Annotated in this window: 11 protein-coding genes; 4 read left to right on the top strand and 7 right to left on the bottom strand. The window is 63.4% G+C overall.

Features of this window, described 5'->3' with window-relative positions; genetic code table 11:
• Positions 1-83: 83 nt before the first annotated feature.
• From NIM87_RS13650 to ilvA, 4 genes are all read right to left on the bottom strand, one after another.
• On the bottom strand, positions 84-1,961 hold the full coding sequence (locus NIM87_RS13650; protein WP_254675255.1) for an ABC transporter ATP-binding protein: 1,878 nt from the start codon (positions 1,959-1,961) through the stop codon (positions 84-86).
• Between the two features lie 87 nt (positions 1,962-2,048).
• Complete coding sequence (locus NIM87_RS13645; protein ID WP_254675254.1) at positions 2,049-2,747, bottom strand: pyrimidine 5'-nucleotidase; 699 nt, start codon at positions 2,745-2,747, stop codon at positions 2,049-2,051.
• Between the two features lie 80 nt (positions 2,748-2,827).
• Positions 2,828-4,054, bottom strand: coding sequence for a hypothetical protein (locus NIM87_RS13640; RefSeq protein ID WP_254675253.1), 1,227 nt, complete (start codon positions 4,052-4,054; stop codon positions 2,828-2,830).
• A 226-nt stretch (positions 4,055-4,280) separates the two neighbouring features.
• Positions 4,281-5,798, bottom strand: coding sequence for a threonine ammonia-lyase, biosynthetic (gene ilvA, locus NIM87_RS13635; protein WP_254675252.1), 1,518 nt, complete (start codon positions 5,796-5,798; stop codon positions 4,281-4,283).
• Positions 5,799-5,917: 119 nt separating this feature from the next.
• Here ilvA and NIM87_RS13630 point away from each other — a divergent pair, with 119 nt between their 5' ends.
• Both NIM87_RS13630 and NIM87_RS13625 read left to right on the top strand, forming a co-directional pair.
• The gene (locus NIM87_RS13630; protein WP_254675251.1) at positions 5,918-6,577 is read left to right on the top strand and encodes a TetR/AcrR family transcriptional regulator; all 660 of its coding nucleotides are present in this window, start codon (positions 5,918-5,920) and stop codon (positions 6,575-6,577) included.
• Positions 6,578-6,586: 9 nt separating this feature from the next.
• The gene (locus NIM87_RS13625) at positions 6,587-8,071 is read left to right on the top strand and encodes an MFS transporter (protein WP_254675250.1); all 1,485 of its coding nucleotides are present in this window, start codon (positions 6,587-6,589) and stop codon (positions 8,069-8,071) included.
• Positions 8,072-8,125: 54 nt separating this feature from the next.
• Here NIM87_RS13625 and argB read toward each other — a convergent pair whose 3' ends face one another.
• Entirely contained in the window at positions 8,126-9,028 is a 903-nt protein-coding gene (argB, locus tag NIM87_RS13620) for an acetylglutamate kinase (protein WP_254675249.1), read from the bottom strand.
• 179 nt (positions 9,029-9,207) lie between these two features.
• Between argB and NIM87_RS13615 the strand changes: the two genes are divergently transcribed.
• Together NIM87_RS13615 and NIM87_RS13610 are read left to right on the top strand one after the other, a co-directional pair.
• Positions 9,208-9,759 carry a sigma-70 family RNA polymerase sigma factor gene (locus NIM87_RS13615; protein ID WP_254675248.1) on the top strand — a complete coding sequence of 184 codons (552 nt, stop codon included), beginning with the start codon at positions 9,208-9,210 and terminating at the stop codon, positions 9,757-9,759.
• Positions 9,756-10,460, top strand: coding sequence for an anti-sigma factor (locus NIM87_RS13610; protein WP_254675247.1), 705 nt, complete (start codon positions 9,756-9,758; stop codon positions 10,458-10,460). Before NIM87_RS13615 ends, NIM87_RS13610 begins: the two co-directional genes overlap by 4 nt.
• Positions 10,461-10,525: 65 nt before the next feature.
• Here the strand turns inward: NIM87_RS13610 and tilS are convergent, their stop codons facing one another.
• Both tilS and ybgF read right to left on the bottom strand, forming a co-directional pair.
• A complete protein-coding gene (tilS, locus tag NIM87_RS13605) occupies positions 10,526-11,800 on the bottom strand; it encodes a tRNA lysidine(34) synthetase TilS (protein WP_254675246.1) in 1,275 nt (424 codons plus the stop codon).
• The gene (gene ybgF, locus NIM87_RS13600) at positions 11,785-12,801 is read right to left on the bottom strand and encodes a tol-pal system protein YbgF (protein WP_254675245.1); all 1,017 of its coding nucleotides are present in this window, start codon (positions 12,799-12,801) and stop codon (positions 11,785-11,787) included. The genes tilS and ybgF overlap by 16 nt, the downstream gene beginning before the upstream one ends.
• Positions 12,802-12,850: the final 49 nt, after the last annotated feature.

Raw genomic sequence — 12,850 nt, 5'->3', positions numbered from 1 at the left:
TGGCAAGACGGTAGGGACCCTGCTCCCTCCCCATCATGGGGAAGGAATCAGGGTGGGGTGACCGGCTGCGTAAAGGAAGTCGCCTAGCGATACCCCGCAGCCTGCAAATCAAACAGTTCCGCGTAGCGCCCTTTCAGGGCGACGAGCTGTTCATGGGTCCCGGCTTCGAGAATGGCGCCATTGTCGAGCACCAGGATGCGGTCGGCCATGCGCACGGTTGAGAAACGGTGCGAGATAATCACCGCGCTTTTGCCCGCGGCGAGGCCCTTGAAGCGCGCGAAAACTTCGGCTTCGGCCTTGGCGTCGAGCGCGGCGGTGGGTTCGTCGAGGATGATCAGTTCGGCATCGCGCATATAGGCGCGGCCGATGGCCACTTTCTGCCATTCGCCACCCGAGAGATCGCGACCGGCCTTGAACAGGCGGCCCAATTGCTGGTCATAGCCCTTGGGCAGTCGGGCGATGACGCCGTCGGCCAGGCTCTGTGCGGCGGCCGTGTCGATGCGGGCCTGGTCCTCGCGCGCTTCGATGCGGCCGACCCCGATATTGTCGCGGGCGGTAAAGCTGTAGCGGATGAAATCCTGGAAGATCACCCCGACATGGGCGTGGATATCGGTCGGCGCCATGTCCTTGAGGTCAACGCCATCGATGGTGATGCGGCCTTCGCTCGGGTCATAGAGCCGGGTCAGCAGCTTGACGATGGTGGTTTTGCCCGCGCCATTCTCGCCCACCAGCGCCAGCGTTTCGCCCGCCGGCAGGGTGAAGGAGAGATTGCGGACCACCCAATTGTCGGTCTCGGGATATCTGAACCCCACATTGTCAAAGGTGATGCCGCTGGTGATCGGAGCCGGAAAGGGTTTTGGCTGGGCCGGCGGCAGCACGGTGGGCGCGATCTCGAAGAAGGAGAAGAGGTCGTCCAGATACATGGATTGCCCGGCAATGGCGGTGAAGCCGAGCAGGATGCGCTGGAACAGGCCATTGAGCCGGAGGAAAGAGCCCGAGAGAAAGGCAAGGTCGCCCAGGGTGAAGGCGCCGGTGATGGTGCGCCAGACGATAAAGCCATAGGCGGCGTAATAGGCGAGGCTGGCGATGCCCGCAAACAGGGCCCCCCAACTGGCGCGGAGCGTGGCGACGCGGCGGTTCTCGAGGAAAATCTGGTGCGCCAGTGTCTTGAACCGGGCGATGAGATAATCCCCCAGGCCAAAAAGCTTGACCTCCTTGGCGGTTTCGGCGCTAGCCCCGATATGGCGCAGATATTCGAGCTCCCGGCGCTCCGGGGTGCGCCAGCGGCTGAGCATATAGGCCAGTGAATTGAACCGGGTTTCGCCCCAGACGGCGGGCAGGAAGCTGATGGGCAGCAAGAGGATCAGCCAGGGGGCGTAAAAGAACAGGCCCGCCGCCAGGGTGATGACCGTGATGATGTCCTGAGCCTGTCCGAATATCTGGCTCAACAGCGCATTGCGCCCGGCGGCCTGGCGGCGGGCCCGCTCCAGCCGGTCCTGATATTCGGCGCTTTCGAAATGCTGCAGATCGAGCCGTGCGGCATGGGCCATCAGCTCGACGCTCACCTGGTTGGAATGGAGTTCGGAGAGGATCGAATCGACCAGCCCGGTCATGCGCGCAATGACGTCATTGGCCAGCACCAGGGCCAGCTCAAGCAGCAGAAAGCCGATGATGGGATTAAGCAGACCTGCCTCGAACCAATCGAGAATGCCCGGCCCCGGCGGGGTGAGGGCAGAAAGCCGGACCACCTCATCGACGATCAGCTTGGCGGCATAGAGAACCGCCACCGGCTGCAACGCCGCGATCAGCCGCAGGCCGATGCTGGCCGTGGTCAAGCCCTTGCTGGTGCGCCAGATCTGCGCCAGCAACCGTCCCAGATGGGTAAGGTTGTCCAATTGGTCGCGCAGGGTGGGGCTTTTGTCGGGAATGGGCGGCGGACGCCGGCCGGGAAGGTCGCTCATGGTGCCAGTCTAAAGCGCTTCATCGGCAGCGGGAATAGTAACAAATCACTGATCCCATTACCTGTCGGTCATGTCCGGGCAGCACGCTCAGGGCAGGTTGCGCAGGAACCCGGCGAGATCGGCCGTCACGTGGTGGACATGCGGTCCGGTTGACCGGCCCAGTTCCCAGGCCTCGACCTGCTCGTGGGCGAAGTCCTCGCCGGCCACCACCTGCACTGTCGCCATCCCGACTTCATGGGGCACGACCAGGTTCTTTTCCAGGTCATCGAACATGATGGCGCGGCTCGGGTCGATGCCATGCAGGTCGAAAAAACCGTCATAGGCGGCGCGGTGCGGCTTGGGCACATAGGTCATGGCGCGAATGTCATGCACATGTTCGAACAGATGCGCGCCGCCGAGCCGGGCGAGCACCGAGCGGGCATGGCCAGTATCGCCATTGGTCAGGATGAACTTGCGGCCGGGCAGGGCGGCAATGGCCTCGATGAGGTCGGGATGCGGATCGACCGGCGAATAATCGATGGCGTGGACGGTGTTGAGAAAGTGGTCCGGGTCGATGGCATGGCGCTGCATCAGCCCGTTCAGCGTGGTGCCGAAGTCGCGGTAATAGGTCTTTTGCAGGTCCCGGGCGCTGGCAAAATCGAGCGCGGTGACGTCCATCACATAATGGGTGATGCGCGTGTCGATCTGGGCGAACAGATTGCATTCACGCGGATAAAGGGTGTTGTCGAGGTCGAACACCCATTCGGTGACATGGTCGAGGCTGGTGCGGATGAGGGGCGCGGTCATGAGGGCATTCTGGCACGAAAGCATGAAGGCTTCATCAGTGCCGTTGGGGCGGGACCCTTGGGCCCCGCCCGTTTCGGAGGCTACTTGCTCTTCTGGTTGGCCGTGACCGTCAAGCCAAGCGCCTGGATCAGGCTGGCTGGGTTGGAGGCCGCTGCCGCCAGAACCAGCACGCTGGTTGGGCTGGCCGGCTTGACCGCCACTTCAAGGCTCTGCGGATCATCGAGGAAGCTCGAGACCGGCGGCACCACGAGGTCTGCAAGCGCCGGAATGCCGCTTTCGGCGATCATGGCGGGCAGCATGGCTTTGAGGCCTTCCACAAAGGCGGCGCGGTCGGCGCCGGACTGGGCGGCGAACATGTCGAGCAGCTTGCCGGCAAGCGAAGCGTCATCGTAGCGGATGGATACGCCCGAAATGGTCATGGCCTGAGCCACCTCCATGCCGGCCATCATCTGCTGGGCCTGGGCCTCTTCGCTCGTCGGATCAAGGTCCGAGCTTTGCATGGCATAGAGCTTGTCGAGCATGGCGGGGGTGAAGCCGGCAATGTCGAGCGTGAGGTTGAGTGCGCCCACATCGGCAAAATCGAACAGGAACTCGTCGATCACCACATTGCCATCTGCCATGGTCCAGTTCATCGACTGGGTGATATTGCCGCTGATATTGGTGAGGCCAAGGGCAGTGATGATGGCGCCGGCTTCGGGCTCTTCTTCGCCCACGGTGCTCAGGTCAGCCCAGATGTTGGAGATCGAGAGGCTTGAGGCCAGCGATTCCAGCGCGTCGTCGGCGTCATAGACAAACTCGGTCGCCGCTTCCATGCCGTCGATCTTGATGACTTCGGCACCATCGCGGGTCACGGTCAGCGGGCCGGTGGCCATGCGGCCTACCAGCTGGAGCAGGACTTCGGCGCTGGTGTCACCTTCGGGAGGCAGCCAGAGGTCTTCGGCAACCATGTCCACCAGGGTCAGGTGGCCCACATGTTCGTCGCCAAATTCCATGTCGATGTCGGGGACCGACAGGGTGTCCATGGTGTAGCTGCCGTCGTCATATTCGGCCACGCCGGAAAAGGTCAGTTCGGTATCAAGGACCATCGGCTCTTCGCCGGGGATGGTCAGGGTCACCCCGTCCACGGTGATGGTGTCGCCCGAAAGGGTCGCGGTGCCAAAGCTCATCTCGGTGCCCATGGCCTTGTAGACCGTCTCAATGCGGTCAACGAAGGCGTCGGCATCGAGCGCCATGGCGGGCTGCATCAGCGCCAGGGTAGCCAGTCCGGTGGCGGCCATCAGGCCAGTGGTCTTGATCGTCCTGATCATGTTTGATTTCCCTCGAATGGATTGCGCGCGACCGGAGCCCCCCAGTCCAACGCGTCGTTTCTGCAGATTGCCTCTCACCAGCGCAAATGCAATGGCCTGGCGATGGAAATTGGTCGGATCGCTATAGATGCGGTATATTTCAAGCTAATGTCAGCACGCAGGAATACCGCTCGCCAATAGTATTGCGTGCCGGATCGGGAAACTTCGGGTCCCATACCCCGCCGCATTACTCAAGATCGAGAAACTGCCGATAGGCGGGGTTTTCGGTTTCGTCCCAATAGGGAAAGCCGATGGCATCGATATGGGCGAACAGGTCCGCCCTTGTCTCCGCGGGCACCGCAATGCCCACCAGCACCCGGCCATAGTCGGCGCCGTGGTTGCGATAGTGGAACAGGGTGATGTTCCAGCCATCGTTGAGCCCCTCAAGGAACTTGAGCAGGGCGCCGGGTCGCTCGGGGAACTGAAAGCGGAACACCATCTCATTGCCAAGGCCGGCGGCCCGCCCGCCCACCATGTGACGCACATGCAGCTTGGCAACCTCATTATCGGTCAGGTCGGTCACCGCCAATGCGTTGGCGGTCAGCATGGTGATGATGTCGTGCTTTTCCGCGTCACCGCCCGAGAGCTTGATGCCCACGAAAATATGGGCATTGGCGCCGGGCGCGTATCGATAGTTGAACTCGGTGATGGCGCGGCTGCCGATCAGGCGAATGAAGGCACGATAGCTGCCGGGACGCTCGGGAATGGTCACGGCCAATAGCGCTTCTGCGCGTTCGCCGATTTCGGCGCGTTCGGCCACGTAGCGCAACCGGTCAAAATTGACATTGGCGCCCGAATTGATGGCGATCAGGGCGCCTTCGGGCGCATTGCCATTTTCGATGTCGCGCCTGAGGCCCGCCAGTGCCAGGGCGCCCGCCGGTTCGCTGATGGCGCGGTGATCGTCAAAGATGTCCTTGATGGCGGCGCAGATTTCATCGGCCGAGACCGTCACGATGTCATCGAGCAGTTCGCGACAGAGCCGGAAGGTTTCATCCCCCACCTGGCGCACGGCCACGCCATCGGCAAATAGCCCGACCTGATCGAGCGGCACCGGATGGCCGGCGGCAATGGCCGCCTTCATGCTGGCGGCCTCTTCCGGCTCGACGCCGATGACGCGGATTTCGGGGCGCAGGAATTTCACAAAGCTGGCAATGCCGGCGGCGAGGCCCCCGCCACCCACCGGCACATAGATGGCGCCGATCGGCTCGGGATGCTGGCGCATCAGTTCAAGGCCCACGGTGCCCTGGCCGGCAATCACGTCGGGATCGTCGAAGGGGTGGACGAAGACATAGCCATGCTTTTCGGCAAGGCCAGCGGCGTGAGCGCGCGCGGCGTCGAACGCGTCGCCGAACAGGACGACCTCGCCACCAAGGCGTCTGACGGCATTGACCTTGATGACCGGTGTAGTCGTTGGCATCACCACGATGGCGCGAATGCCCAGCCGTGTGGCCGAGAGCGCGACCCCCTGGGCGTGATTGCCGGCGGAGGCACAAATGACCCCGCGCGCCCGCTCCTCGGCTGACAGGTGCACGATACGGTTATGCGCGCCACGGATCTTGAAGGAAAAGACCGGCTGCAGGTCCTCGCGCTTGAGCAGGATCGTGTGCCCCAGCCGTTCTGAAAGCAGCTCCATCTTGTCGAGCGGGGTCTGTTCGGCAACCTCATAGACCGAGGAGGTCAGGATCTTGCGGACATAGTCGGTCATGGGCTGTCTCTGGCGGCACGCGTGGTGGGGTGATGGACGCCTGCTGACAGCAAATGTCAACGCAGGGCGCCAGATTGGCAGAGGCAGTGGGCCAAGCAAAGCGGCACCGACGGATGGGCATGGCATTATTTCTCAATCAACTGATTGATTATGACGCGGGTGCGGTCTATGGGAGCGCCATGCACAGCGAAACCCAGAAGCGCGAAAGTGGCGACGAACGCCGGACAGCCATTGCCCGGGCGGCGCGCGACCTGATCGTGGAGAAGGGCCTTGAGGGCCTGCGTACCCGCGATATCGCGGCGCGGGTCGGCATCAATATCGCCACGCTTCACTATCACGTGCCCAGCAAGGAAGCGCTCATAGCCCTTGTGGCGCAGAGCCTGAAAGCCGAGTTCCGCGCCCAGAGTCTCCGGCACCCGCGTGAAGGCAAGACCGGACTTGATCTGTTGCGCATGGAATTTGAAGACGCGCTCGATAGCCAGGAGCAGGCGCCTGAACGCCTCGCGGTGATGGCGCTGCTCGCAGAGCGCGCTGGTCGTGATCCGGCCATCGAGGCCATCATGCAGCCCATGCGCGTTCATTGGCACAAGATGCTCGCAGAAATATTCGCCAAGGGCGTCGCCGACGGGACCTTGCGCTCCAACATCGATCCGCTTGCTGCTGCCAGCATCTTTATCGCCATGGTTGTCGGCTGGCGGTCCAGCCGCCCGCGGCGCGGCGAAATGCTGGCAGTCTTTTCCGAATTCGAACGGGCCGTCGTTGCCCAAGCCAGGACCTGAGGACGTTACATGTCTCTACCCCACTCCGGCGCCACCGTGCCGCCTGATCCACGCCGCTGGCTATCGCTGGTGATCCTGCTGATCGCCAATTTCATGAACTTGATCGATGTTACCATCGTCAATGTCGCATTGCCTTCGATGCGCGAGAACCTGGGCGCCACCGACGCGCAGATCGAATGGGTTGTGGCCGCCTATGTGCTGGCCTTTGCGCTGGGGCTTTTGCCGTTCGGACGGTTGGGCGATATTGTCGGGCGCACCCGCATGTTCCTTTTGGGCGTTACCGCGTTCACTCTGGCTTCGGCGCTTTGCGGCATGGCTCATTCCATCGACATGCTGATCGCCGCCCGCATTCTCCAGGGGCTCGGGGGCGCGATGATGACGCCGCAGGTGCTGGCCATTGCCACCGTCACCTTCCCGCCGCAGGAACGCGGGCAGGCCTTTTCGCTGTTCGGCCTGTCGGCGGGCCTGGCTTCGGTCTGCGGTCCGGTGCTGGGCGGCATCCTGATCGATGCGCAGCTGTTCGGCCTGGACTGGCAGCCGATTTTCCTCGTCAACATCCCTATTGGCATTGCCGCGCTGGTCGCGGGCTGGTTCCTCATTCCGCGCCTGCCGGACCATAAGGAACTCAGCAACGACTTCGTGGGGATTGGCCTGTTCGGTCTTGGCATTGTTGCCGTGGTCTTTCCCATCATTGAGGGACGGGCGCTGGACTGGCCGATGTGGAGCTTTGGGATGATGGCTGCGGGCGTCGTGCTCTTGGGCGTCTTCGTCTTCTGGCAGCGCCAGCGCGCGTCGGCCGGCAAGCCGCAATTGCTCAACTACGATCTCCTGGCCAATCGCGATTATATGTTCGGCGCCTTTGTGGTCACCGTGTTCGCCTCGGGCATTCCGGGCCTTTTCATGGTCATTTCGCTGCTGCTGCAATCGGGGTTTGGTTTTACCCCACTACAGTCGGGCCTGACCAATCTGCCATTCTCCGTGGGGGTCTTGATCGCATCGTTTATCGCCGGGCGCTTCGGGTCTCACTATCTGCGCAGCCGCCTCGCTGTCGCGGGGGGCATGATCGCCGGAGGCACCGGCTGGCTGCATTTTGTCATTGCCGGCACCGGCGCCAGCATCGATCCCATGAGTTTCCTCCTGCCGCTTCTGATTTCGGGCATTGGGCTGGGCACGGGGTTCTCGGCGCTGTTCCAATTGGTGCTGCGCAATGTGCCGCCGCGCGATGCCGGCGCCGGTTCGGGGGCCTTGCAGGCCTTCCAGCAGGTGGGTGGCGCGTTGGGAATTGCGCTGGTGGGGCAGATTTTCTTCTCCCAGTTGTCCGGCAATTTTGCCGCCGGCAACAGCCCGCAGGCCGCCTTTGGCGACGCGGCGGCGCTGGCCATGTGGTACCAGGTGGTCTCATTTGGCCTGGTGCTGGCCCTGGCCTTTGCCTTCAAGGGCAATGGGCGTCAGCCGCAGGGCAATTCGGCTCCACCGATCCCGGTGGAAGCCTGACGCAAAAGGCCGCCCCTCGGGGCGGCCTTTTCATTTCCAGCGGAGGTTTCGGGGTCAGCGCACGATCAGTGTGCCGGCACCGAATTCGGTGAACAGTTCCACCAGCACGACGTGGGGCTGCTTGCCGTTGAGGATGACGACACCCTCAACGCCATTGTCGAGCGCTTCAAGGCAGGTTTCGACCTTGGGGATCATCCCGCCCGAAATGGTGCCATCGGCGATCAGCGCCTTGGCGTCGCGCACGGTCAGCTCGGGGATCAGCTTGCCGTCCTTGTCGAGCACGCCGGGCACGTCGGTGAGGAACAAGAGGCGCTTGGCGCCGAGCGATCCGGCAATGGCGCCGGCAAAGGTGTCGGCATTGATATTATAAGTATTGCCATCGCGACCCGGAGCGACCGGGGCAATGACCGGAATCAGCTCTGAGCGGGCCAGAAGGTCGAGCAGCGTGCGATCCACCTCCACCGGCTCGCCGACATAGCCCAGGTCAAGCACGCGCTCGATATTGGAGCCGGGGTCCTTGATGGTCTTTTCGGCCTTTTTGGCAAAGACCATATTGCCGTCCTTGCCGCACAGGCCAATCGCCCATTCGCCCTCGGCATTGATCAGCGCCACGATTTCCTTGTTGATCGAGCCGGCCAGAACCATCTCGACCACTTCCATGGTCCGCTTGTCGGTAACGCGCAGCCCGCCCTCGAACTTGGATTCGATGCCCAGGTTCTTGAGCATGGACGCAATCTGCGGGCCGCCGCCGTGCACGACGATGGGATTGACCTTGGATTGCTTCAAGAGCGCGATGTCGCGGGCAAAGGCCTGGCCCAGCTGGGCATCGCCCATGGCGTGGCCGCCATATTTCACCACGACGGTCTTGCCCTCATAGCGCTGCATATAGGGCAGGGCCTGGGCGAGGATGCCGGCGTCGTGGCTGAACCGGTCGGTGTCGGGGGCTTGGTCAGTCATTATGGTAAGCGGCTCCCTGGCAAGGCCTTCATATCGGGGAATGGGTCTAAAGGATTTCCCGTTCCGATGAAATCGCCTTTGCCGACATTTTCAAGGCTCGTGATCCATTTGTCCCTTGCCAGCGTTATGAACCCTAAGGGACCATCGCGATTGCGGTGCAATGGGAGGGATGCCAGACTATGGCCATGCAAACCGCCACAGCGGACATCGCAGATTTGATCTCGCGCTGCTCTCTGAGAGACCGGCAGGCATTTCGGACGCTCTATCAACGCACAAGCGCGAAACTGTTTGGCGTGGTCCTGCGTATCTTGAGAAACAGGGCCGAGGCCGAGGAGGCCATTCAGGAGGTCTATATCAAGATCTGGCAGCGTTCGGACCGCTATGTGGCGGGACAATATTCCCCCATCAGCTGGTTGGTGGCCATCGCCCGCAACCATGCGCTGGACATGTTGCGTGCCCGCCGCCCGCCCGCCGATGATCTGGACGGTGCCCTTGAAATTGCGGACGCCGGGCCGGACCCGGAGCGCTTGACGGCCAGCAGCCAGGATGGGGCACGCATTGAAGCCTGCCTGGCCGAGCTGGAACCTGACCGGGCAGAAGCCGTGCGCGGAGCGTATCTCGACGGCTATAGTTACGAGGAGCTGGCGCAGCGTCATGCCGTGCCGCTCAACACGATGCGAACCTGGCTGCGGCGCAGCCTGATCAAACTGAGAGAGTGTCTGACGGCATGAGTGAGGACCAGGACAGAAAGGGTGACGGCGGGCGCAGTGCGCTGGTGGCTGAATATGTCCTGGGCTTGTTGAGCCCAGCCGATCATGCCCGTGTTGAGCGCCAGATCGAGGCCGATCCGGCCTTGCAGGCCGAGCGCGATTTCTGGTCGGCGCGGTTTGCAGCTCTCGACAGTGAATTTGCCGAAGTTCCGACCCCGGCCCATACGCTGGAGCAGATCGAAGGACGTTTGTTCGGCGTTGCAAAGCGCCCTGGCTTCTGGGACAGCCTGGCCTTGTGGCGTGGCATCACCGCCGGCGCGCTGGCCGTGGCGGTTGCTGCCATCGGCTTCAATCTCATGCGGCCCGGCCCGGACGTGACGAGCCTCACCACCCAATTGGTCGCAGCGCTCGAGGCCGAAGGCAGCGATGTGCGGTTCCTGGCGCTTTACGACGGCACGGGCGCAGTGCGGCTGACGGCGCTTTCGGGCGATGTTGCTTCCGACCGCGACCTTGAGCTCTGGGCCATCCAGGGCGGACAAGATCCGATTTCAATGGGTGTCATCCCGGTGAACCAGCGCTCGGTGGTGGAATTGAGCGAGCAGGTGCGGGCCGGCTGGGGCGAAGGCTCGGTGCTGGCCATCACGCTCGAACCCAAGGGCGGCGCGCCGGAAGGCAAGGCGACCGGCCCCGTGGTGGCACTGGGCGAGGTGCACCAGATTTAAAGGCAGGGGCTTGGCGTCCCCGCGATGCCGCGCAGGGCAGTACCGTTACGCGGTGCGGCCCGTTATCAGTCGATCAGCAGCTCGACCTTGACCCGATCATCAAACGACCAGCCGCCAAGGGCCAGCACGCCGCCTGCCGCGTCGCGAACCAGCGGTGCGGTGCGAATGGCTTCGGCGGGTGTCGTCACCTTGAAGCCGAGGAAATCTTCGAGGCGATGGCGCGGCATGAAATCGGTGGCGCCCGCCACCATTCCGGCGTCATCCGAAACATTGGTGATCAAGAACCGCTGGTCCCACACCAGGCGCTGGCGCGGCGCCAGGATGATATCTTCGGGCAGGGCTCGGCCCGGCTCGCGCGAGATGGTCAGGGCCGCGCCCTTCATTCTCACCACGGCACCCAGCAGCGTGGCGGCGCGGGGCAGGTCGGCTTGGGCAATCTGATCGTAAAGCCGCTCTACCTGGCCCAGTGCCCGGGGCTTCTGTCGTCCGCCGACAATGTTGAGCACCCGGCCAAGCACACGCCGGCCAATGGCCGGGCTCAGCGCCAGAAATGTTGCGCGCGGCACGCTGGCGGCGCCGAAACCGTCGAGCGTTACCAGTTCAGCAAAGGCAGCGTCGGCCATTTGTGCCAGGGCCAGATCAGCCTCGGCCATACGCGTGGCAAAGCGGGCGAGGGCGGCGCTGTCGAGCCCCTCCTGAGCCAATGTGGGCAGCAGCTGACGCCAGCGCACCCGCTCATAGCTCGCGTCGTCATTGGATGGGTCGCGCGCGGGCGTAAGGCCGGCTTCATCGACCAGCGTGGCAAGGGCTGCCGGTTCGACGTCCAGCAGCGGCCGCAGCACCCTCACGCCTTCGACCAGGCTCATTCGCGTCATCGCCTTGAGGCCTTCGATGCCGCTCCCATGGGCCAGGCGCATCAGCACCGTTTCGGCCTGATCGCTGCGGTGATGGGCCGTGAGCAAAAGCGTGGCGCCGTCCTCGGCCATCGCCTTGCCGATCAGGCGATAGCGCGCCTGCCGCGCCGCTTCCTGCAGTCCGGCCTCCGGCTTGGTGCCGGCCCAGGCGAGTGCGCGGGCGGCGATGCCGAGGCGTTGGGCGACGTCCAGAACCATGGCGACTTCGGCGGCCGCTTCGGGCCGCAGGCCATGGTCGAGACTATAGACAATCAGCCTGGGCGGCGTTTCCAGTCCGGCGGCCCAGCGTTGCGCCAGCAGCAGCAGCGCCAGGCTGTCGGGGCCGCCCGATACCGCCAGCCCGATGGCAGGCTCGCCAGCGGCTGGGGCAAACAGTCGGTTGAGAACTGTTGGGTCGCCCAGGTCCGGGGTCAGGCCGGCGGACATTGAGCCTTGGCCTTTTCCTCACCAAGACGGGTCTGGAACGCGGGGATGGTGTCGGGATAGCGCGTGTCGATCTCGGCAAAGGTGCGGCAGGCGGTTTCGCGTTCGCCCACGCCGGCCAGGGAAATGCCCAGTTTGAGCAGCAGGTCCGGCGCGCGTGGATGATCGGGGTTTTTCTGATAGGCATCGACCAGCACATCGGCGGCCTCGGCATAGGCCGAACGCGCCAACAGCGATTCGCCGAGCCAATTGCTGGCATCCATCATCTGCTCATTGTCGGGATAGAGCTCGATAAACTGGGCGAACTGCTGTTCAGCAAAACTATAATCGCCGGCCACAAGCGCCTCATAACCGGCGCGATATTGCGCGTCGGCATCCGGGTCGCCGGTGGCGTCGGCGGTCGGGTCATAGCTGAGGTCGAGCGGCTGGCCGGTGATCAGGTCTACCCCGCCCGATTGGCCGGTGCCCAGCAGCGGGTCGCCAGATTGGCCCAGATCGTCCGTGGCGGCTGAGCCATCATCGAAGGTGGGGTCGAACTCGACCTCGCCGGGCAGGGGCTGCACGCCCTGCTCAGGAATGTCGGTCAGGGGCACGTCTGTCTCGGTGGCCGGGTCCTGCGGCAACGCCTCGGGCTGCGTCACGCCGCCCGGTTGGGTTGCCGCATCAGTTTTTCCCCCAGCACCGCCTTCCAGCTGCTGGAAGCGGAATTCGGCATCTTCCTGGAAGCGGTTGAGAATTTCCTGCAATTGGGTGAGCTGGAAGGTCAGGCCTTCAATCTGGCCGTTGAGCAGGCGATTCTGCTCTTCAAGCTGCTGGATGCGCACCAGGAGCTGGGCGCTATCGGCCTGGGCCACCAGAATGCGGCCGCCGTCATTGTTGAAGCTGAGACCGCTCAACTCGCCGGGTGGGAATACCGACTGCGCGTTGGCCGCTGATGCACAAAGGCCCAGTCCCAGCGCGCAGAGCGTCGCTCGACCAAGTTTTGCGAAGTTTGATAGCGTCAAGCCTGCCTCCATTGTTGCCGTCGCCGGCCAAGATGGGTGTTATCGGTCC

This window comes from Devosia ureilytica, from assembly GCF_024273195.1.
In the GTDB taxonomy this organism is placed as follows: domain Bacteria; phylum Pseudomonadota; class Alphaproteobacteria; order Rhizobiales; family Devosiaceae; genus Devosia; species Devosia ureilytica.
This window is presented reverse-complemented; position numbering and strand designations above follow the sequence as displayed.